This window comes from Geodermatophilus sp. SYSU D01106 (genome assembly GCF_054049995.1).
The window spans coordinates 71291-92378 of record NZ_JBJGYM010000016.1; the positions used below are offsets into that span (position 1 = coordinate 71291).

18 protein-coding genes and 1 tRNA gene are annotated in these 21088 nt (G+C 75.3%); 9 read left to right on the forward strand and 10 right to left on the reverse strand.

Features of this window, described 5'->3' with window-relative positions:
* Positions 1–39 precede the first annotated feature (39 nt).
* Positions 40–1707, forward strand: coding sequence for an AMP-binding protein (locus ACI78R_RS16650; protein ID WP_245794333.1), 1668 nt, complete (start codon positions 40–42; stop codon positions 1705–1707).
* A 281-nt stretch (positions 1708–1988) separates the two neighbouring features.
* Here the strand turns inward: ACI78R_RS16650 and ACI78R_RS16655 are convergent, their stop codons facing one another.
* Positions 1989–2594 (reverse strand): SACE_7040 family transcriptional regulator, encoded by a 606-nt coding sequence (locus ACI78R_RS16655; protein ID WP_217651138.1) that lies wholly within the window; start codon positions 2592–2594, stop codon positions 1989–1991.
* Between the two features lie 46 nt (positions 2595–2640).
* On the opposite strand from ACI78R_RS16655, the gene ACI78R_RS16660 reads away from it, so the two are divergent.
* Genes ACI78R_RS16660 through ACI78R_RS16670 form a run of 3 tightly spaced genes read left to right on the forward strand, consistent with a single transcriptional unit; the run spans position 2641 to position 7428 of the window.
* On the forward strand, positions 2641–4266 hold the full coding sequence (locus ACI78R_RS16660) for a carboxyl transferase domain-containing protein (RefSeq protein WP_457041520.1): 1626 nt from the start codon (positions 2641–2643) through the stop codon (positions 4264–4266).
* Between the two features lie 2 nt (positions 4267–4268).
* Complete coding sequence (locus ACI78R_RS16665) at positions 4269–6275, forward strand: ATP-binding protein (RefSeq protein ID WP_457041521.1); 2007 nt, start codon at positions 4269–4271, stop codon at positions 6273–6275.
* 1 nt (position 6276) lies between these two features.
* A complete protein-coding gene (locus ACI78R_RS16670; RefSeq protein WP_457041522.1) occupies positions 6277–7428 on the forward strand; it encodes an acyl-CoA dehydrogenase family protein in 1152 nt (383 codons plus the stop codon).
* A gap of 37 nt (positions 7429–7465) precedes the next feature.
* Here the strand turns inward: ACI78R_RS16670 and amaB are convergent, their stop codons facing one another.
* The 3 genes from amaB to ACI78R_RS16685 all read right to left on the reverse strand — a co-directional run bounded on the left by amaB (position 7466) and on the right by ACI78R_RS16685 (position 10884).
* Positions 7466–8995, reverse strand: a complete 1530-nt coding sequence (gene amaB / locus ACI78R_RS16675; RefSeq protein WP_457041523.1) for an L-piperidine-6-carboxylate dehydrogenase — start codon at positions 8993–8995, stop codon at positions 7466–7468.
* 90 nt (positions 8996–9085) lie between these two features.
* Positions 9086–10243: an NAD(P)/FAD-dependent oxidoreductase gene (locus tag ACI78R_RS16680; RefSeq protein WP_457041524.1), complete on the reverse strand. Its 1158-nt coding sequence runs from the start codon at positions 10241–10243 to the stop codon at positions 9086–9088.
* Positions 10240–10884: a cysteine hydrolase family protein gene (locus ACI78R_RS16685; RefSeq protein WP_457041525.1), complete on the reverse strand. Its 645-nt coding sequence runs from the start codon at positions 10882–10884 to the stop codon at positions 10240–10242. Before ACI78R_RS16685 ends, ACI78R_RS16680 begins: the two co-directional genes overlap by 4 nt.
* A gap of 86 nt (positions 10885–10970) precedes the next feature.
* Between ACI78R_RS16685 and ACI78R_RS16690 the strand changes: the two genes are divergently transcribed.
* From ACI78R_RS16690 to ACI78R_RS16700, 3 genes are all read left to right on the forward strand, one after another.
* Positions 10971–11915, forward strand: a complete 945-nt coding sequence (locus tag ACI78R_RS16690) for a quinone oxidoreductase family protein (protein WP_457041526.1) — start codon at positions 10971–10973, stop codon at positions 11913–11915.
* A gap of 101 nt (positions 11916–12016) precedes the next feature.
* Positions 12017–12985 (forward strand): intradiol ring-cleavage dioxygenase, encoded by a 969-nt coding sequence (locus tag ACI78R_RS16695; protein WP_457041527.1) that lies wholly within the window; start codon positions 12017–12019, stop codon positions 12983–12985.
* A gap of 16 nt (positions 12986–13001) precedes the next feature.
* On the forward strand, positions 13002–13193 hold the full coding sequence (locus tag ACI78R_RS16700; protein ID WP_457041528.1) for a twin-arginine translocase TatA/TatE family subunit: 192 nt from the start codon (positions 13002–13004) through the stop codon (positions 13191–13193).
* Here ACI78R_RS16700 and ACI78R_RS16705 read toward each other — a convergent pair.
* The 4 genes from ACI78R_RS16705 to ACI78R_RS16720 all read right to left on the reverse strand — a co-directional run bounded on the left by ACI78R_RS16705 (position 13172) and on the right by ACI78R_RS16720 (position 18086).
* Complete coding sequence (locus tag ACI78R_RS16705; protein WP_457041529.1) at positions 13172–14359, reverse strand: NAD(P)/FAD-dependent oxidoreductase; 1188 nt, start codon at positions 14357–14359, stop codon at positions 13172–13174. The genes ACI78R_RS16700 and ACI78R_RS16705 overlap by 22 nt on opposite strands.
* Before the next feature lie 14 nt (positions 14360–14373).
* Positions 14374–15393, reverse strand: a complete 1020-nt coding sequence (locus ACI78R_RS16710) for a hemolysin family protein (protein WP_457041530.1) — start codon at positions 15391–15393, stop codon at positions 14374–14376.
* Positions 15390–16793 (reverse strand): hemolysin family protein, encoded by a 1404-nt coding sequence (locus tag ACI78R_RS16715; protein ID WP_457041531.1) that lies wholly within the window; start codon positions 16791–16793, stop codon positions 15390–15392. The genes ACI78R_RS16710 and ACI78R_RS16715 overlap by 4 nt, the downstream gene beginning before the upstream one ends.
* 159 nt (positions 16794–16952) lie before the next feature.
* Positions 16953–18086, reverse strand: coding sequence for a serine hydrolase domain-containing protein (locus ACI78R_RS16720; RefSeq protein ID WP_457041532.1), 1134 nt, complete (start codon positions 18084–18086; stop codon positions 16953–16955).
* A 195-nt stretch (positions 18087–18281) separates the two neighbouring features.
* Here ACI78R_RS16720 and ACI78R_RS16725 point away from each other — a divergent pair, with 195 nt between their 5' ends.
* Positions 18282–19439 carry an epoxide hydrolase family protein gene (locus tag ACI78R_RS16725; RefSeq protein ID WP_457041533.1) on the forward strand — a complete coding sequence of 386 codons (1158 nt, stop codon included), beginning with the start codon at positions 18282–18284 and terminating at the stop codon, positions 19437–19439.
* 144 nt (positions 19440–19583) lie between these two features.
* Here ACI78R_RS16725 and ACI78R_RS16730 read toward each other — a convergent pair whose 3' ends face one another.
* Positions 19584–20486 carry a glycerophosphodiester phosphodiesterase gene (locus tag ACI78R_RS16730; protein ID WP_457041534.1) on the reverse strand — a complete coding sequence of 301 codons (903 nt, stop codon included), beginning with the start codon at positions 20484–20486 and terminating at the stop codon, positions 19584–19586.
* A gap of 65 nt (positions 20487–20551) precedes the next feature.
* Positions 20552–20624: transfer RNA gene (locus tag ACI78R_RS16735), tRNA-Asn, on the reverse strand.
* Between the two features lie 140 nt (positions 20625–20764).
* Between ACI78R_RS16735 and ACI78R_RS16740 the strand changes: the two genes are divergently transcribed.
* Positions 20765–21088, forward strand: a complete 324-nt coding sequence (locus ACI78R_RS16740) for a hypothetical protein (RefSeq protein WP_217651137.1) — start codon at positions 20765–20767, stop codon at positions 21086–21088.

Genomic DNA, 21088 nt, shown 5'->3' on the forward strand with positions numbered 1-21088 from the left:
AGCCTCTACCCACCCATGCCCGGACGGAGAGGACCAGCAGTGACCCAGCACGGCACGCCCCCGGCCCTGCCCTCCTACGCGAGCGGCACCTCGACGGTCCCGCTGCTCGGCGACACGATCGGGGACAACCTGGACCGGACGGCGGCGCGGGTCGGCGACCACGAGGCGCTCGTCGAATGCGCCACCGGCCGCCGGTGGACCTATCCGCAGCTGGTCGCCGACGTCGACGCCTGCGCGCTGGGCCTGGACGCGCTGGGCGTGGCGAAGGGCGACCGGGTCGGCATCTGGTCGCCCAACTGCGCCGAGTGGGTGTTCGTGCAGTACGGGACGGCGAAGCTCGGCGCCGTCATGGTCAACATCAACCCGGCCTACCGCACCCACGAGCTGGCGTTCGTGCTGCGCCAGGCCGGCATCTCGGTGCTCGTCGCGGCGCCGGAATTCAAGACCAGCGACTACCGCGCGATGGTGGCCGAGGTGCGCGGCGACTGTCCCGACCTGCGCGAGGTCGTGTTCCTCGGCGACCCCGAGTGGGAGCGGCTGCTGGAGACCGGCCGCGCCGCCGACCGCTCGCTGCTCGCCGCCCGCGCCGCGGAGCTCTCCCCCGACGACCCGATCAACATCCAGTACACGTCGGGCACCACGGGCTTCCCGAAGGGCGCCACGCTCACCCACCACAACCTGCTCAACAACGGGTTCTTCGTGGGCGAGGGCTGCGGCTACACCGAGGCCGACCGGATCTGCATCCCGGTGCCCTTCTACCACTGCTTCGGCATGGGGATGGGCAACCTCGGGGCCACCAGCCACGGCGCCACGATGGTGATCCCGGCGCCCGCCTTCGACCCGGTGGCCACCCTGCGCGCGGTACAGGAGGAGCGCTGCACCTCCCTGTACGGCGTCCCGACGATGTTCATCGCCGAGCTCGCCCTGCCCGACTTCGGCACCTACGACCTGTCCAGCCTGCGCACCGGGATCATGGCCGGCTCGCCGTGCCCGGTGGAGGTGATGAAGCGGGTGGTCGCCGAGATGGGCATGACCGAGGTGACCATCTGCTACGGCATGACCGAGACCTCGCCGGTGTCCACCCAGACCGGCGCCGACGACGACCTCGACCGCCGCACCTCCACCGTCGGCCGCGTGCACCCGCACCTGGAGGTCAAGGTGGTCGACCCGGCCACCGGCATCACCGTGCCGCGCGGGACGCCCGGGGAGTTCTGCACCCGCGGCTACTCGGTGATGCTCGGCTACTGGGACGAGCCGGAGAAGACCGCCGAGGTGATCGACGCCGCCCGCTGGATGCACACCGGAGACCTCGCCGTCATGGACGAGGCCGGCTACCTCAACATCGTCGGCCGGATCAAGGACATGGTGATCCGCGGCGGGGAGAACGTGTACCCGCGGGAGGTGGAGGAGTTCCTCTACACCCACCCCGACGTCGTCGACGCGCAGGTGATCGGCGTCCCCGACGAGCGCTACGGCGAGGAGCTGATGGCGTGGGTGCGGCTGCGCGAGGGCGCCGCGCCGCTGACCTCGGAGGCGCTGCGCGAGTTCTGCGCGGGCAAGCTCGCCCACTACAAGGTCCCCCGCTACGTGAAGGTCGTCGACGCCTTCCCGATGACCGTCACCGGCAAGGTGCGCAAGGTCGAGATGCGCGAGGTGTCGGTCGAGGAGCTGGGCCTGCAGTCGGCCGCCGCGGTCCGCAACGCCTGACCCCGGCTGGCGGCGAAGGGCGGCCGGCGGCGGGCTGACGGTGTGCGCGGAGGTGCAGTTCCGAGCCGCGGAGCTGCACGTCCGCGCACGCTGTCACGTCGAGGCCCGCCGTCCGCGCGCGGGAGGCGAGGCCAGGCGGTGGCCGCCGGGCGAGGGTCCGGTCGAGGTGATGTGCATCTGCGGCGCATCCCGGGGCGGAAACGCGCGACAGGCGCACATCGCCGGCCGCCTGCGGGCTCGGGTCGGCCCCCGGACCCGCCGTCCGCGCGCGGATGGCGGGGTCAGGCGGTGGCGGCGGCCTCGGCCATCGCGGCGAGCAGGGCGGCGGTCCGCTCGCGGGACAGCCGGCCGGCGCTGTGCGGGGTGGAGTTGACCAGCCCGAAGACGGCGTGCGCGCGGGCGCGGCTGGCCGCCGTCCCCTCCTCCGGCAGCAGGCGGGCCAGCACGTCCACCCACACCTCGACGTAGCGGCGCTGCAGCCGGCGCACCCGCGCGGCGTGCTCGGGCGCCAGCGAGCCGAGATCGCGGTCGTGCACGGTGATCAGCGCCGGGTTGTCGAGCGCGAAGTCGACCTGGAAGGCGACCAGCGCGCGCAACTGCGCGGCCGGGTCGTCGCCGGCCGCGGCCACCCGCTCCCGCCCGCCGGCGAGCAGCCGCTCGCTGATGCCCTCGAGCATCTCGGCGAGCATCGCGTCCTTGCTGGCGAAGTGCCGGTAGATCGCCGGCCCCGTCACCCCGATCGCCGCGCCGACGTCGTCGACGCCGACCGACCGGGCGCCGCGCTCGGCGAACAGCTGCGCCGCCGCCCGCAGGATCTGCTCGCGCCGGGACGGCCGGGCCGCGTCGGCGGCCAGCGCGCTGTCGACGTCGCCCCCGGCCGCTGCCACGCCGGGATGGTAGCGCCGGATGTGAACGTGCGTTAACGTGACGCCCGTGACGTTAACTGCGGTTAACACGTCGGGGACGCCGCTCGCCTCCAAGGCGGACGTCCGCGGCGAGACCTTCGCCCGCAACGCCGCCGCCCAGGACCAGCTGCGCGCCGAGCTGCACGACCGGCTCGCCGCCGCGGCCCTCGGCGGCCCCGCCCGCACCCGGGAGCGGCACGTCGCCCGGGGCAAGCTGCTCCCCCGCGAGCGCGTCGACGCCCTGCTCGACCCGGGCAGCCCGTTCCTCGAGCTCTCCCCGCTCGCGGCCGACGGCATGTACGACGGCGACGCCCCGGGCGCCGGGATCATCACCGGCGTCGGGCGGGTCAGCGGCCGCGAGGTCGTCGTCGTGGCGAACGACGCCACCGTCAAGGGCGGCACCTACTACCCGATGACGGTGAAGAAGCACCTGCGCGCGCAGGAGGTGGCGCTGCACAACCGGCTGCCCTGCGTCTACCTCGTCGACTCCGGCGGCGCCTTCCTGCCGATGCAGGACGAGGTCTTCCCCGACCGCGAGCACTTCGGCCGGATCTTCTTCAACCAGGCCACCATGAGCGCCCAGGGCATCCCGCAGATCGCGGCGGTGCTCGGCTCGTGCACCGCCGGCGGCGCCTACGTGCCGGCGATGGCCGACGAGGCGGTCATCGTCCGCGACCAGGGCACGATCTTCCTGGGCGGCCCGCCGCTGGTGAAGGCCGCGACCGGGGAGGTCGTCAGCGCCGAGGACCTCGGCGGCGGGCTGCTGCACAGCCGCACCTCCGGCGTCACCGACCACCTCGCCGACGACGACGCGCACGCCCTGCGGATCGTCCGCGACATCGTGGCGAACCTGGGCCCGCGCGCCCCGCGCCCGTGGGAGGTGCGCCCGGCCGAGCCGCCCGCCGTCGACCCCGCGGAGCTGCCCGGCGTCGTCCCCGCCGACCCGCGCACGCCCTACGACGTCCGCGAGGTCATCGCGCGGCTGGTCGACGGCAGCCGGTTCTCGGAGTTCAAGGCGCTGTACGGCACCACGCTCGTCTGCGGGTTCGCGCACGTCGAGGGCCACCCGGTGGGCATCGTCGCGAACAACGGCGTGCTGTTCGGGGAGTCGGCGCTCAAGGGCGCGCACTTCATCGAGCTGTGCGACCAGCGGTCGATCCCGCTGCTGTTCCTGCAGAACATCACCGGGTTCATGGTCGGCCGCGACTACGAGGCCGGCGGCATCGCCAAGCACGGCGCGAAGATGGTCACCGCCGTCGCCTGCGCCCGGGTGCCCAAGCTGACCGTCGTCATCGGCGGCTCGTTCGGCGCCGGCAACTACTCCATGTGCGGCCGGGCCTACTCCCCCCGCTTCCTGTTCACCTGGCCCGGCGCCCGCATCTCCGTGATGGGCGGCGAGCAGGCGGCCAGCGTGCTGGCCACCGTCCGCCGCGACCAGCTCGGCGACTCGTGGAGCGCCGAGGACGAGGAGGCGTTCAAGGAGCCGATCCGCGCGCAGTACGAGTCCCAGGGCAACGCCTGGTACGCGACCGCGCGCCTCTGGGACGACGGGGTCATCGACCCCCTCGACACCCGCACCGTCCTCGGCCTGGCGCTGTCGGCGTGCGCGAACGCGCCGCTCGCGCCGGTCTCCTACGGCGTCTTCCGGATGTGAGCGTGTTCGACACCGTCCTCGTCGCCAACCGGGGCGAGATCGCCGTCCGGGTCATCCGCACCCTGCGCCGCCTCGGCGTCCGCAGCGTCGCCGTCTTCTCCGACGCCGACGCCGGCGCCCGGCACGTCCGCGAGGCCGACGTCGCCGTGCGGCTCGGCCCCGCCCCCGCGGCGCAGTCCTACCTGGCCGTCGAGCGCCTGCTCGAGGCGGCGGCGGCCACCGGCGCCCAGGCGGTGCACCCCGGCTACGGCTTCCTCTCGGAGAACACCGCCTTCGCCCAGGCCTGCGCCGACGCGGGGCTGGTCTTCGTCGGCCCGCCGGCCAAGGCCGTCGAGATCATGGGCGACAAGATCCGCGCCAAGCAGACCGTGAGCGCGGCCGGCGTCCCCGTCGTCCCCGGCCGCACCGACCCCGGCATGACCGACGACGACCTGGTCGAGGCGGCCGCCGAGGTCGGCTACCCGGTGCTGGTCAAGCCCTCGGCCGGCGGCGGCGGCAAGGGCATGCGGCTGGTGCACCGCGACGCCGACCTGCGCGCCGCGCTGGTCTCCGCCCGGCGCGAGGCCGCCACCAGCTTCGGTGACGACACCCTCTTCCTCGAGCGGTTCGTGCCCGACCCGCGGCACGTCGAGGTGCAGGTGCTCGCCGACACCCACGGCACCGTGGTGCACCTCGGCGAGCGCGAGTGCAGCCTGCAGCGGCGGCACCAGAAGATCGTCGAGGAGGCGCCCTCGCCGCTGCTCACCCCGGCGCAGCGCGCCCGCTACGGCGCGCTGGCCTGCGAGGTCGCCCGCTCCGTGCGCTACACCGGCGCCGGCACCGTGGAGTTCATCGTCGCCGGCGACGCCCCCGACGAGCCGTTCTTCATGGAGATGAACACCCGGCTGCAGGTGGAGCACCCGGTCACCGAGCTGGTCACCGGCACCGACCTGGTCGAGCAGCAGCTGCGGGTGGCGGCCGGCGAGCCGCTGGCGTTCGGCCAGGACGACGTCGTCCTCACCGGGCACGCGGTCGAGGCGCGGCTGTACGCCGAGGACCCGGCGCGCGGCTTCCTGCCCACCGGCGGCACCGCGCTCGTCCTCGCCGAGCCCGCGGGCGCGGGCGTGCGGGTCGACAGCGGCCTGCTCGAGGGCTCGGTCGTGGGCACCACCTACGACCCGATGCTCGCCAAGGTGATCGCGCACGGGCCCGACCGGGAGACCGCGCTCACCCGCCTCGACCGCGCGCTGGCCGGCACCGTCGTCCTCGGCGTCGGCACCAACACCGCGTTCCTCCGGGCGCTGCTCGCCTCCCCCGACGTCCGCGCCGGCCGGCTCGACACCGGGCTCGTCGAGCGCGACCTCGACGCGCTGACGAGCAGCGCCGTCCCGGTGGAGGCGTACGCCGCGTTCGCGCTCACCCGCCTGGCCGCGCTGTCCCCCGCCGGCCCCGTCGTCGACCCGTGGGACGTGCCCAGCGGCTGGCGCACCGGCGGCCGGCGCGCGCCCCTGCGGTGGGACGTCGCCGGCCCCGACGGCGAGCGGCTGACCGTCGCCCTCACCGGCGGCACCCGGCTGCGGGTGGGCGACGGCGACGAGCACGCGGTCGCAGCCGTACCCGCGGACGGCGGGCTGCTGCTCACCGTCGACGGCCGCACCACGTCCGCCCGCACCGCCGTCGACGGCGCCACCACCTGGGTGCACGTCGACGGCGTGACCGCCGCGCTGACCGAGCTGCCGCCCGCCCGGCTGCACGCCGACGCCGGCACCGCCGACCGCACGGTGCGCAGCCCGCTGCCGGGCACCGTCGTGGCGGTGCACGTGGCCGCGGGCGCCGAGGTGGCCGCGGACGCCCCGCTCGTCGTCGTCGAGGCGATGAAGATGGAGCACACGCTCACCGCTCCCGCCGACGGCACCGTCGACCTCTCCGTCCGCGTCGGCGACCAGGTCGCCCTGGGCCAGGAACTGGCCGTCGTCCACCCCGCGGCAACTCCCGCGGCACCCCCCGCAGCACCGACACAGGAGTCGTGACGTGCTCGACACCCGCCTCACCGACGAGCAGCAGCAGCTGCGCAAGACCGTGGAGGAGTTCGCGCGCGAGGTCGTCGCGCCGGTCTCCTACCAGCACGACCGCGACAGGACGTTCCCCTACGAGGTCGTGCGCGGCATGGCCGAGATGGGCCTGTTCGGCCTGCCCTTCCCCGAGGAGTACGGCGGCATGGGCGGCGACTACTTCGCCCTGTGCCTGGCCATCGAGGAGCTCGCGCGGGTCGACCAGAGCGTCGCCATCACCCTGGAGGCGGGCTGCTCGCTCGGCGCCATGCCGGTGTACCGGTTCGGCAGCGAGGAGCAGCGGCAGCAGTGGCTGCCGCTGCTCACCAGCGGGGAGGCGTTGGGCGCCTTCGGCCTGACCGAGGCCGGCGCCGGTAGCGACGCCGGGGGCACCCGGACGACGGCGGTGCTCGCCGACGGGCAGTGGACGATCAACGGCGGCAAGGCGTTCATCACCAACTCCGGCACCGACATCACCCGGCTGGTCACGGTCACCGCCGTCACCGGCGAGCTCGCCGACGGCCGCAAGGAGATCAGCTCGATCCTCGTGCCGGTGCCCACGGCCGGCTTCACCGCCGAGCCCGCCTACGACAAGGTCGGCTGGCACGCCAGCGACACCCACCCGCTGTCGTTCGACGACGTGCGGGTGCCCGAGGAGAACCTGCTCGGGCAGCGCGGGCGCGGCTACGCCAACTTCCTGTCGATCCTCGACGAGGGCCGCATCGCGATCGCCGCGCTGTCGGTCGGGGCCGCCCAGGGCTGCGTGGACGAGAGCGTGAGGTACGCGCGGGAGCGGTCGGCGTTCGGCCGGCCGATCGCCCAGAACCAGGCGATCGCGTTCAAGATCGCCCGGATGGAGGCGCGGGTGGTGGCCGCGCGCGCCGCCTACTACGACGCCGCGGCGAAGATGCTCGCCGGCCTGCCGTTCAAGAAGGAGGCGGCGATCGCCAAGCTCGTCGCCGGCGAGGCCGCCATGGACAACGCCCGCGACGCCACCCAGGTGCACGGCGGCTACGGCTTCATGAACGAGTACCCGGTCTCCCGGCACTACCGGGACTCCAAGATCCTCGAGGTCGGCGAGGGCACCACCGAGGTGCAGCTCATGCTCGTCGCCCGCACGCTCGGGCTGTGAGCCGGGGCCGGGCCCGCGAGGGCCCGGCCCCGTCCGCTCAGATGGGGAACTCGACGCCCTGCGCCAGCGGCAGCTCGCCGGAGAAGTTGATCGTGTTGGTGGCCCGGCGCATGTAGCCCTTCCAGGCGTCCGACCCGGACTCGCGGCCGCCGCCGGTGGCCTTCTCGCCGCCGAACGCGCCGCCGATCTCCGCGCCCGACGTGCCGATGTTGACGTTGGCGATGCCGCAGTCGGAGCCGTCGGCGGCGAGGAACCGCTCGGCCTCGGCCTGGTCGGAGGTGAAGATGGTCGACGACAGCCCCTGCGGGACGTCGTTGTTGAGCGCCACCGCCTCCTCCAGCGTGCGGTAGGTCAGCACGTAGAGCACCGGCGCGAAGGTCTCCTGCCGGACGATGTCGGTCTGCCCGGGCATCCGCACCAGCGCGGGCTCTGCGTACCAGGCGTCGGGGGCCTCCTCGGCCAGCCGCCGCCCGCCGCCGACGACGACCTCGCCGCCCTGCTGCCGCGCCGCCTGCAGCGCGTCCTGCATGCCCTTGTAGGCGGCGTCGTGGATGAGCGGGCCCACGAGCGTGCCGCCCTCCAGCGGCGAGCCGATCGGCAGGTTGCGGTAGGCCGCGGCGACCCGCTCGACGAGGGCGTCGGCGACGTCCTCGTGCACGATCACCCGGCGCATGGTGGTGCAGCGCTGCCCGGCGGTGCCGGCGGCGGAGAACACGACGCCGCGGGTGGTGAGGTCGAGGTCGGCCGACGGCGTGACGATCGCGGCGTTGTTGCCGCCGAGCTCGAGCAGCGAGCGGCCGAAGCGGTCGGCCACCCGCGGGCCCACCGCGCGGCCCATGCGGGTGGAGCCGGTGGCCGACAGCAGCGCGATGCCGGGCGAGTCCACGAGCGCCTCGCCGACGTCGGCGCCGCCGATCAGCACCTGGCTGAGCCCCTCGGGCGCGCCGGTCTCGGCGATGGCCCGGTCGAGCAGCGCGGCCGACGCGAGCGCCGACAGCGGGGCGAGCTCCGAGGGCTTCCACACCACCGGGTCGCCGCAGACCAGCGCGAGCGCGGTGTTCCACGACCAGACGGCGACCGGGAAGTTGAAGGCGCTGATGACGCCGACGACACCGAGCGGGTGCCAGTTCTCGGTGAGCCGGTGGCCGGGCCGCTCGGAGGCGATGGTGCGGCCGTAGAGCTGCCGCGAGAGGCCGACGGCGAACTCGCAGATGTCGATCATCTCCTGGACCTCGCCGGCCGCCTCGGAGGTGATCTTCCCGACCTCGATGCTCACCAGGGTGGCCAGGTCGGCCTTGTGCTCGCGCAGCAGCTCGCCGAGCCGGCGCACCAGCCCGCCGCGCACCGGCGCCGGCACGGTCCGCCACTGCCGGAACGCCTCGCCCGCGCGCTCGACGGCGGCCGCGACGTCGGCCGCGGTCTGCCGGCGCACCGACAGCAGGTGCTGCCCGTTGACCGGGGAGGTCACCGGGTGGTCGCCGGCGACGGCGTCGAGGTCGACCCCGCAGCGGCGAGCGGCCTCCTCGGCGAGTCGGCGGAGCTCCTCGGCGGTGGGCAGGCTGGTCACAGGGATGTCCTTCTTCCTCTATGCATCTCGGCCGCCCTGCAGGGTCCCGCCGCGAGCGTGCGAGCGGCGGGGGGCAGGGTGGTCCTTCGTCTAGACGACGTTCAGTTCGGGCCGGACGGCCGCGCCCTCGAAGCGTCCCGCATCGAAGACCGACACGTCGACGAGGGGTTCCCGGCCCAGGTACAGGTCGCGCACGACCTCCCCGACGGCCGGGCCCATGAGGAACCCGTGCCCGGAGAAGCCGGTCGCGTAGAGGAACCCCTCGACGTCGCGGGCCCGGCCGATGAGCGCGTTGTGGTCCGGCGTCATCTCGTACAGCCCGGCCCAGCCGCCGGTGACGCCGACGCCGGCCAGCGCGGGCGCGCGCCGCTCGATCGCCTCGCCGAGGCGCGGCAGCCACGCGTCGGAGCGGGTGAGCCGGAAGCCCGGCGTCTCCTCGGGGTCGGACATGCCCATGAGCAGCCCCCGGCCCTCGCGGTGGAAGTAGAAGGAGGTGGCGAAGTCGATGGTGAACGGGGTGTGCGGGTCGAGGTCCGGCACCGGCTCGGTCACCAGGATCTGCCGCCGCAGCGGGGTCACCGGCAGGTCGACGCCGGCCCAGGCACCGACCTCCGCCGACCACGGGCCCGCGGCGCACACGACCGCGCCGGTGCGGATGCTGCCGTCCGCGGTGTGCACCGCGGTGACCCGCCCGCCGGTGACGTCGATGCCGGTGGCCGCGCGGCCCGGCAGCAGCGTGGCGCCGGCCCGGCGGGCGGCCGAGGCGTACCCGAGCACCACCGACTCCGGGGTGCAGTGCCCGTCGGTGGGCGAGAACGCCGCGGCGAGCAGCCCGTCGGTCTCGATCAGCGGGGACAGCCGCCGCGCCTCGGCGACGTCGACCATCCGGCTGGGCACGCCGAGGGAGTTCTGCAGGGCGACGGCGTCCTCGAAGGCGGTCACCGCCTCGGGCGTGGACAGCAGGAACAGGTAGCCGACCTCGGCGTAGTCGATCTCCTGGCCGAAGCGGGCCGGGAAGTCGCGGAAGGTCTCCAGGCTGCGGGCGCCGAGGGTGACGTTGACCGGGTCGGAGAACATCGCCCGCACTCCCCCGGCCGCCCGGCTGGTGGAGCCGGAGCCGAACGAGTCCCGGTCGAGCAGGACGACGTCGGGCACCCCGGCGCGGGCGAGCTCGTAGGCGCTGGCCAGGCCGGTGAGCCCCCCGCCGACGACGACGACCGACGCCTCTTCCGGCAGCGCCGCGCTCACGCCGCACCCCCGAAGGCCGCGACGACCTCGGCGGTGGAGCAGCGGTGGCTGAGCAGGCTGTAGTCCAGGCTCGCCAGGGAGCGCTCCGCGGCCTCGTCGTCGACCACCCCGCAGGCGTCGTCGACCACCACCGGCAGCAGCCCGAGATCGGCGGCGTGGCGGGCGGTCGGCTCGATGCCGATCTCGAGCACCGCGCCGACGACGACCAGCGTGGTGACGCCGCGGTCGCGCAGCGCCGCCTCCAGCGGGGTGCCGACCAGCGCCGACATCCCGAGCTTGTCGAACACCGGCTCGCCGTCGGCCGGCGCGAGCGCGGGGTCGAGCTGGGTGTGCGCGGCGTCGGGCGGGAAGGAGGAGGTGACGGCGTCGGCCCGGTCCTTGCGCTGCCAGGCCATCGCGGTGCGCAGCGCGGCCACGCCCAGGTGCGACGGGGGCAGCGACACGTGCCGCACGTAGAAGACGGGGACGCCGGCGCCGCGGGCCGCGGAGAGCACGGCGGCGATCCGCCCGGTCAGCCCCTCCCGGTCGCGGACGGCGGCGAGGATGCCCACCTGGGCGTCGTAGACCAGGACCGCGGCCGCGCCCGGGCGGCACATCTCCGCCACGGACTCGGGCACGTCCAGGCCGAAGGCACGCTGCATGGCGGGCAGCCTCTCAGCCGCGACGCGGTGCCACCAGGCCCGCCACGCCCTAGCGTGGGGCCGCAGGCGACGGCCAGGGAGGCGACGTGCAGGCGGTCCTCGTCGAGTCCACCGGCGGGCCCGAGGTGCTCTCGGTGCGCGACGTGCCCGACCCCTCGCCCGGCGAGGGGCAGGTGCTGGTCGACGTCGAGGCGGTCGGCGTCAACTTCCGCGACGTGTACGAGCGCGAGGGCCGCCCGCCCTACGGCCAGGACCTGCCCGCCGTGGTGGGCAGCGAGGGCGCCGGCCGGGTGGCCGGCACCGGGGAGCGGGTCGCCTGGCTGGACGTGCCCGGCAGCTACGCGGGCCGGGTCGCCGCACCCCGGGAGAAGCTGGTGCCGGTCCCCGACGGCGTCTCCGCCGAGACCGCGGCCGCGGTGATGCTGCAGGGCTGCACGGCGCACTACCTCGCCGCCGACTCCCACCCGGTGGCCGAGGGCGAGTGGGTGGTGGTGCACAGCGCCGCCGGCGGCGTCGGACTGCTGCTCACCCAGCTGGTGCGGCTGCGCGGCGGGCACGTGCTCGCGACGACGTCGACCGGCGAGAAGGCGGAGCTCGCCCGCGCGGCCGGCGCCGACGAGGTCGTCGTCGGCTACGACGGGTTCGCCGAGCGGGCGCGGGAGCTCACCGACGGCGAGGGCGTGGCCGCGGTCTACGACGGGGTCGGCCGGACGACGTTCGCCGACGGGCTGCGCGCGCTGCGCCCGACGGGGCGGATGGTCGTCTACGGCGCCTCCAGCGGGCAGCCCGAGCCGCTGGAGGTGCAGTCGCTCGCCTCGCACGGCTCGCTGTACGTGCAGCGCCCGACGCTCGGCACCTACACCCGCACGCCGCAGCTGCTGCGGGAGCTCGCCGGGCGGGTGCTCGGCCTGGTCGCCGACGGCCGGCTCGACGTGCGCGTCGGCGGCCGGTACCCGCTGGCGCAGGCGCGGCGGGCGCACGAGGACCTCGAGGGCCGGCGCACCACGGGCAAGCTGCTGCTGCTCCCCTGAGCCGGCGCTCCCAGCATCCCCACAGCCCGCGTCCAGCGGGCGCGGCGGGCCGGCGACGACGGTGGTCGGTGACCGAGCACCACCGTCCGCCAGGAGAGCCCGTGCCCCCGCACCCCCCGACCGTCCCCGCCTACGAGGGCCGCCCGCTGCCCCGCCCCGACGAGGAGGTGGTCGACCAGGGGCTGGCCTTCGACATCGGCACCCTCATGAGCCGCCGCCGGCTGCTCGGGCTGTTCGGGATCGGCGCGGCGACCGTTGGCCTCGCCGCGTGCGGCTCCGGCTCCTCGTCGGCCGCCGGCTCGTCGTCGTCCCCGTCGTCCTCCGCGGCCGCCGCGGCCGGGGAGATCCCCGACGAGACCGCCGGCCCCTACCCCGGCGACGGGTCGAACGGGCCCGACGTGCTCGAGCAGTCCGGCGTCGTGCGCAGCGACATCCGCTCCAGCTTCGGCGAGTACAGCGGCACCGCCGAGGGCGTGCCGATGACCCTGCGCCTGACGGTCACCGACCTCGCGAACGGCGGCGTCCCGTTCGCGGGGGCCGCCGTCTACGTCTGGCACTGCACCCGCGAGGGCGGCTACTCGCTCTACTCCGAGGGGATCACCGACCAGAACTACCTGCGCGGTGTGCAGGTCGCCGGGTCCGACGGGACCGTGACGTTCACCAGCGTCTTCCCCGCCTGCTACGACGGGCGCTGGCCGCACGTGCACGTCGAGGTCTACCCCGACCAGGCCTCCATCACCGACTCGACGAACGCCGTCGCCACCTCCCAGGTGGCCCTGCCGCAGGACGTCTGCGAGGCCGTCTACGCCACCGCGGGCTACGAGGCCTCCGTCGCCAACCTCGCCCGGGTGTCGCTCGACGGCGACAACGTCTTCGGCGACGACGGCGGCGCGAGCCAGCTCGCCACGGTCACCGGCGACGTCAGCGGCGGCTACACCGTCGCGCTCACCGCCGGCGTGGACACCACGACGACGCCCAGCGGCGGCGGCGCGGCCCCCGGCGGCGACGGCGCCCCCTCCGGCGCGCCGCCCGGCGGTCCCGGCGGCACGCGGCCGAGCCCGCCGGCCTGACGCGGCAGGGGGACCCGTGAACCTGGGACCGGCCGAGATCGGCCTCGTCGTCCTCGCCGTCATGCTGCTGTTCGGCTACCGGAAGCTGCCCGACGCCGCGCGCTCGCTGGGCCGCTCGATGCGCATCCTCAGGAGCGAGGTGCACGCCGACCCGGAGCCGGCCCTCCCGTCCGAGGAGCCGCGGACTCAGGCGTCGACCGGCGCGTAGAGCCCGGCGTCGGCGCTCGTCCCGGTGGTGACCAGGTCGGCCACCACGCGGGAGGCCACCCACGCCTGCACGTGGCCCGTGCCGTTGTAGCCGCCGAGCGCGAGCACCCGCCCGTCGCTGCCGGGCACCGGGCCGCACCGGGGCAGGGGGTCGTCGGCGAAGCCCACGACCCCCGCCCACCGGTGCGTCACCGGGGCGGTCACGCCGAGCTCCTCGGTCAGCCACCGGTCCAGCCGCGCCTGCACCGGCGCGGACACCTCGGCGCGGTCGGTCCAGCTCGCCGGCCCGTCGAGGTCGGAGAAGCCGCCGAGCGCGATCCGGCCGTCGGCGGTCTGGTGGGCGTACTCGTAGCCGTGACGGACGTAGACGGGGAACGGCAGGACCGTCTCCGCGAGCGGCGCGGTCGCCAGCATGTTGAGCCGCCGCGGGCGCACCGCCGCCGCCGAGGGGACCAGCGCCGCGAGGTCGCCGTCGGCGGCCACGACCGCCCGGTCGCAGCGCACCTCCCCCGCGGCCGTCGGCACCCGGACGCCGTCGCCGTCCACCGACGGCGGCGCGACGACCGCGGTGCGCTCGTGGAAGCGCACCCCGTCCCGCTCCAGGGCGGCGGCGAGCGCCCGCAGCCAGCGGACCGGGTGCACCGACCCGTCGTGCGGGAAGAACAGCCCCGCCCGGTCCGGCCGGGCCAGCCGGCCGGGGAGGTCCTCGCCGGCGACCGGGTCGCCCGGGAAGCCGTCCTCGGCCAGCGCGGCGGCGTCCGCGCGCACCTCGGCGGCCTCCGCCGCGTCGGCGGCGACCCGCATGAGGCCGTCCACCCGGAACGCCCCGCGCGCGCCCACGGCCTCGGCGACCGCGAGCATCTCCCGCTGCGCGGCCAGCGTCGCCGCGTGCACGGCTGCGGCCCGCTCGCGGCCCCACAGGGCGCGGGTCTCGCCGTAGGCGGGGGCGGCGCCGGCGAGGAAGAAGCCGCCGTTGCGCCCGCTGGCGCCGGAGGCCACCTCCGCGCGGTCGACGACGACGACCGACAGCCCGGCGGCGGACAGCCGGTGTGCGGTGGCCAGGCCGCCGGCGCCCGCGCCGACCACGCAGACGTCGGCGGTCACCGCGCCCTCCAGCGGCGGGCGCGGGGCGTACGGCTCGTCCTGCCAGAGCGGGACGGTGCTCACGTGCCGCTCCACGGTCAGGCCGCCGCCGGCTGCGGGAACAGCCGGCGTAGCACGTCGGCGAGGGTGACGACGCCGGCCACCGCGCCACCGTCGATCACGAGTGCGAGGTGGTTGCGGGTCTCGCGCATCGCCTTGAGGGCCGCGTGCACGGTGGTGTCGGCCTCCAGGGTGAACACCGGGCGGGCGAACGGGGCGGCCGGGGCGTCGTCGGGGGCGGTGAGGGTGTCGCGGACGTGCACCACCCCGGTGACCTGCTCGCCGTCGACCGCGCCGAGCAGGATCCGCAGGTGACCGGAGGCCCGGGTGGCCGCACGGACCTCGCCGGCGGTGGCGGTCGCCCGCACGCCGGTCGGGCGCGAGACGGTGCCGAGCAGCTCGCGGACGGTCAGCCGCTCCAGCTCCAGGGCGCCGGAGATCTGCGCGGAGAAGCTCGCGTCGAGCGCGCCCACGTTGGCCGAGTGCTCCACCAGGTGCCGCAGCGCGTCGGGGCTGTGCCCGACGGCGACCTCGTCGACCGGCTCGACGCCGACCCGGCGCACCAGCGCGTTGGCCGCGGAGTTGAGCAGCCGCAGCAGCGGCCGGAACACCGCCATGAACGCCCGCATCGGCCCGGCGAGCAGGGTGGCCGAGCGCTCCGGGTGGGCGATCGCCCACGACTTGGGCGCCATCTCGCCCACCACGAGGTGGATGAAGGTGACGACCAGCAGTGCCAGCACGAAACCGGTGACGTCGGCGGCGACCAGCGGCAGCCCCCAGTCCTCGAACAGCGGCGTCAGCCAGTGGTGCACCGCCGGCTTGCTGACGGCACCGAGGGCGAGGGTGGCCGCGGTGATGCCCAGCTGCGACCCGGCCAGCAGCAGGGTCAGCTCCGAGGAGTTGCGCAGCGCGGCGCGCGCCGAGCGGCTGGTGGGCGCGGCCTCCTCCAGCCGGTGCCGCTTGGCGGCCAGCGCGGCGAACTCGACGGCGACGAAGAACGCCGACAGCGCCACGATCAGGACGGTGACCGGGACGATCACCCACGGGTCGTCGGTCATCGGGAGGTCTCCTCGTCGGCGGTCCGGTCGGTGGTGTGGCTCGCGGGGTGGTCGGGCAGCTCGAGCCGCACCCGGGAGGGCACGTGCCGCTCGACGGCGAGCACCTCGACGGCGAGGGCCCGGCCGACGGGGACGTCCTCGTGGACCAGGTCACCGGGGTCGGGCGGCAGCTCGACCGTCAGCGTCGTGCCCGGCTCCGGCAGGTCGCCGTGGGCGGCGATCACCAGCCCGGCGATCGTCTCGTAGTCGCCGCGCGGCAGGTCGACGCCGAGAGCGCGCTCCACCTCGTCGACGTGCACGTCGCCGGCCATCTCCCACACGCCGTCGCCCTCGACCGGCACGTACTCCGGGTCGACGTCGGCGTCGTGCTCGTCGGTGATCTCGCCGACCAGCTCCTCGGCGAGGTCCTCCAGCGTGACGACGCCGGCGAACCCGCCGTACTCGTCGACGGCGCAGGCCAGCTGGTTGCGCGACTCGGTCAGCTGGCGCAGCACGTCGGGCAGCGAGGCGAGCGTGGAGACCACCAGGGGCGGGCGGGCGATGGCGGTGACCGGCGCCGTGTCGGGCTCGGCGGTGGTCAGGACGTCGGCGAGGTGCACGACGCCGACGACGTCGCCGGTGCCCGACTCCAGCACCGGGTAGCGCGAGTGCCCCGAGGCCATCAGCTCGCGCAGCCGACCGACCGTCTCGGCGTCGGACACGGTGCCCACCCGGGGCCGCGGGATCATCGCGTGCTCGACGTCGCGGTCGGGGAAGTCGAGGATCCGGTCGACCATCATCGACAGCTCGGGCGTCAGGTCACCGCTCTCGCGGGACTCCTCGACGATGTGCTCCAGGTCGCGGGCGGTGGCGGCGTGCTCGACGTCGTGCACCGGCTCGATGCGCAGCGCGCGCAGCAGCAGGTTCGAGGCCTGATCGAACACCCAGATCAGCCAGCCGAGCACCGTCAGGTAGACGGTGGTGGAGGCGGCCAGCCAGCGGGCCACGGGCTCGGGCCGGGCGATGGCGAGGTTCTTCGGGAACAGCTCGCCGAAGAGCATCTGCACCAGCGTGGAGAACAGCAGCGCGAGGACCGCGCCGATGCCGACGCCGACCGCCGTCGGGATGCCGACGCCGCCGAGCAGCGAGCCCAGGGACTCCCCGATCAGCGGCTCGGCGACGTAGCCGACCAGCAGGCCGGTGACGGTGATGCCGAGCTGGGCGCCGGACAGCATGAACGACGTGCGGCGGGTGACCGCCAGCGCACGCTTCGCCGCGCCGTCACCGGCCTCCGCGCGGGCGGCCAGCGTCGAGCGGTCGACCGCCATGTAGGCGAACTCCTGCGCCACGAAGTAGCCCGTGGCGGCGGTGATCGCGAGGACGACCAGGACGCCCAGGAGCAGAGACAGGACCTCGGTCACCGGCCACGCACCCCCTCAGCGGTTCCGGGGGACGTGGCCTGGGGACTGTGATAGGGGCTCATGACTCTCTTCGACGGCCGGATGGGCACAGCGGAGCTGTCCCCCGAGAACGGAGCAGCCCCGGCGCGCGTTCCGGGGACGCCCCCACCGGGAGGCGGGTCACAGGGCGGCGTAGAGGGCGCCGAGATACGCCTCCGACCGCGGCGACCCGACGATCCCGGGCGCCATCCGGTTCATCATGTAGCTCGTCGTCACCCGGCGGTCGAGGTCCATGACGATCAGCGAGCCGCCCCAGCCGCCCCAGAACGCGACCCGCCCCTCGGGCAGATAGGGCACGGCGGCCGACGGCGAGAGCCCGAAGCCGATGCCCATCCGGAACGGCACCCCGAGCACGAGGTCGACGCCGTCGGCCTGGACCTCGAAGACGCGGTCGATCGTCTTCTCCGACAGCAGCCGGACGCCGCCGGCCTCCCCGCCGAGCGAGAGCACCCGCATGACGTCGAGGACGCCGCGGGCGTTGGAGTGCCCGTTGAGCGCGCCCATGTCGGCGGCCCGCCACTCCGGGGTGTTGGCCCGGCTCGCGTCGGCGACGGGGCCGGTGAAGCAACGCACCATCGGGCTGGCCGGGTCGAGCGCGGCGAGGTCCATCGGCAGCGGCGGGGGCGGGACGACCGGCGCGATCCGGCCCGCGTCCTCCGGCCGCGCGCCGATCTGGAAGTCCGCGCCCAGCGGCCCGGCGAGCTCCTCGGCCACGTACCGCTTGAGCGACCGCCCGTCGACCCGCCGCAGCACCTCGCCGAGCAGGTGGCCCTGGTCCTGCGCGTGGTAGCCCGACGCCGTCCCCGGCTCCCACCACGGAGCCTGCGCGGCGAGGCGGGCGACCGAGGTCTCCCAGTCGTACATGTCCTCGAGGGCGAACGGCGGGTCCCAGCCGGCGACGCCGGAGGTGTGCGCCATCAGGTGCCGGACGAGGACGCCGGCCTTGCCGTTGGCGGCGAACTCCGGCCAGTACTCGGCGACCGGGGCGTCGAGGTCGAGGCGGCCCTGGTCGGCCAGCGTGAGGACCGCCAGCGCGGTGACCGTCTTCGTCGTCGACCAGACGTTGACGATCGTGTCCCGCGTCCAGGGCGTCGTGCGCGCCTCGTCCCGCCAGCCGCCCCAGACGTCGACGACGGTCTCGCCGTCGACGTCGACGGCGATCGAGCCGCCGAGCTCGTCGCCCTCCAGCTGCGCGGCGAAGGCGTCGCGCACCCCGCGGAAGCGGTCGTCGAACGTGCCGTGGACCTCGGCCATGAGCCCTCCCGGGGCGCCCGCGCGACCCCGGTGTCGCGTCGGCCGGATCACACCACGGTTCTCGCGGCAGGGGCAACGAGCACGGGCGCCGCGCCGCCGCCCGTCAGGGCCCGCTCGGCAGCACAGCGGACAGGATCTGACCTGCAGGTTCCCCAGGATGGGTGCACCGGCCACCCCGAGACCCAGGGAGCTCCCGTGCAGCCCTTCCAGCTCGACATCGCCGCCGCCGACATCGAGGACCTCCGCGACCGCCTGGCGCGCACCCGCTGGCCCGAGCAGCTGCCCGGCGACACGGGCTGGGCCAAGGGCGTCCCCGTGTCCGAGGCCCGCGCCTGGGCCCGCGACCTGGCCGCGTTCGACTGGCGCGCCCTCCAGGACGAGCTCAACGCGCTGCCGCAGTTCACCACCGAGATCGACGGCGCGACCGTCCACCTCGTGCACGCCCGCTCCGCGCGCGCGGACGCCGTCCCGCTGCTCGTGCTGCACGGCTGGCCGGGCACCGTCGTCGAGCTGGTCGACCTGGTCGCGCCGCTGACCTCCCCGGAGTCCGACGACGACCCGGCCTTCTCCGTCGTCATCCCCTCGCACCCCGGCGTCGGGCTGTCCGGCCGGACCGCCGAGCCGGGCTGGGGCGTCCCGCGCACCGCCCGGGCCTACGCGGAGCTGATGGCCCGGCTGGGCTACGGGTCCTACGTGGTGCAGGGCGGCGACCACGGGGCGGTGCTCGCCCCGCAGGTGGGGCGCGTCGACCCCGCCCACGTACGCGGCGTGCACGTGAACGCCGCGACGGTCGGCTTCATCCCGATGGGAGAGGTCGACGAGGAGACCGCGGCGGCCCTGTCGCCGCTCGAGCAGCGCCGGCTCGCCCGCATCGCCGAGTTCATGACCGACGGCAACGGCTACACCGTCATCCAGGCGACCCGGCCGCAGACGATCGGCTACGGCCTGGAGGACTCCCCCGCCGCCCTGCTGACCTGGATCGTGGAGAAGGTCGAGGCCTGGACGCACGACCCGGCGCGGCTCGGCGACCGGCACTACCGCGACCGCCACCTGGCCGACGTGCTCGTCTACTGGCTCACCCGGACGGCCACCTCCGCCGCCGACGTCGTCTACGCCTCCTACGGCGACCTGTTCGCCGACCCGCTGGCCTTCGCCGACTCCGGGGTGCCGACGGCGGTGCTGGCCTACGCCGAGGACGTCGCCATCCGCCGCTTCGCCGAGCAGGGCAACACCATCGTGCGCTGGACCGACGTCGACGACGGCGGGCACTTCGCCGCACTGGAGCAGCCGGCGAGCCTGGTCGCCGACCTGCGGGCGTTCGTGCGCGGGCTCGGTCCCGTGCGGCGGGACTGACGCCGTCGCCGCCCGGCCGCCGGGGAGGCGATGGGCCCCGTCACCTCCGGGCTCGGCGTCAGCAGCACCGAGGCGCCCGCCCTCTCGACCGCCCCGTCCTCGACGACGCGGGCGCGACCCGGCGCCGCGCAGCTCGCCGCGGCGTCACGCGTTCCCCGGCGAGGACGGCCCTCCCCGTCCCAGCAGGTGCAGCAGCCGCGCGGGCTCGTCGGTGATGACGGCGTCGACGCCCAGCGACAGCACGAAGCGCATGTCCTCCGGCTCGTTCACGACCCAGACGTGCACCTGCGCGCCCGCCCGGTGCAGCCGGGCCACGAGCGCCGGGTGCTGGCGCAGCAGGGCCAGCGAGGGCCCGAGGACGCGGCCCGCCAGGTGCGGCCGCCGGGCGGACATCCACGGCCGCACCTGCCCGAAGAGCTGCACGGTGGGCAGGTCCGGCGCCAGCAGCCGGACCCGTCGCAACGCCGTCGGAGAGAAGCTCATGACGCGCACCGCGGCCCGCCCCGACCACTCCAGCGGGCGCCCACCGGTGAGCAGGCCGAACCGCTGCAGGCTGGCCAACAGCGCCACCTCGACCTGGCCGGAGTGGCGCGTCGGGTGCTTGGTCTCGATCGCCAGCCGCACCCGCCCGGGAGAGGAGGTCGCGTAGTCCAGCAGCCGGTCCAGGGTCAGCACCCGGCCCGCGTCCTCGTCGGCCTCCACGTCGTCGGCCTCCAGGTCGTCGTCCTCCCCGAGCACCGGGGCGGCGACCGGGGCCGCGGCGCGTCGGGCGCCGCGCGGACGGCGGTGCACCACCTGGTACTGCTCGAGCTCGGCCAGGTCCAGTGCCGACACCACGCCCCGGCCGGTCGACGTCCGGTGGATGCGGCGGTCGTGCACGCACACGAGGACGCCGTCGCGGGTCATCCGGACGTCGCACTCGACGGCGTCCGCGCCGAGCGCCACGGCCTGCCGGTACGCCGCGAGGGTGTGCTCCGGCGCGGTCGCGGAGGCGCCGCGGTGGGCCACGACCTCGACCTCGGGACGGTCGGGCGGCTGGGTGCTCACACCGCCTCCGCCGGGACGCCACGACCGCATCGGGCGACGGCAGCGGTGCGCGGCCTGCGGTGGTGCTCCCCCGATTGGACTCGAACCAATAACCCTGCGATTAACAGTCGCATGCTCTGCCAATTGAGCTACGGGGGACGGGCGGGGACGACCCGCGCGCCCGTCGAGAGTACCGCACGGCTCCGGACGTCCCGCGGAGGCTCCTCCGATCGCGGACGGCAGCGTCCGCCCGTAGCGTGATCACCCGGTCCGTGTCCGTCTCGAACCCGGAGGTCCCCGTGGCCAAGTTCTCCTTCCTGCTCGGCTTCGGTGCCGGCTACGTGCTCGGCGCGAGGGCCGGCCGCGAGCGCTACGAGCAGATCGTCGGCCTGTGGTCCGACGCCAAGGACAACCCGCAGCTGCAGGGCCTGGCCGGCATGGCGCAGGCCCGCGCCGACGACGTCGTCAGCTCGGTGAAGTCGAAGATGGGCCGCGACACCGGAGCCGACAGCGACGGCGCGCTCAGCGCCCGCAGCACCGGGACCACGACGATCCCGCCGGCGACGACGACCGAGGCGCCCGACCTGACCGCGCTGCCGGCGGACCCGCCGCCCGTCGGCTGA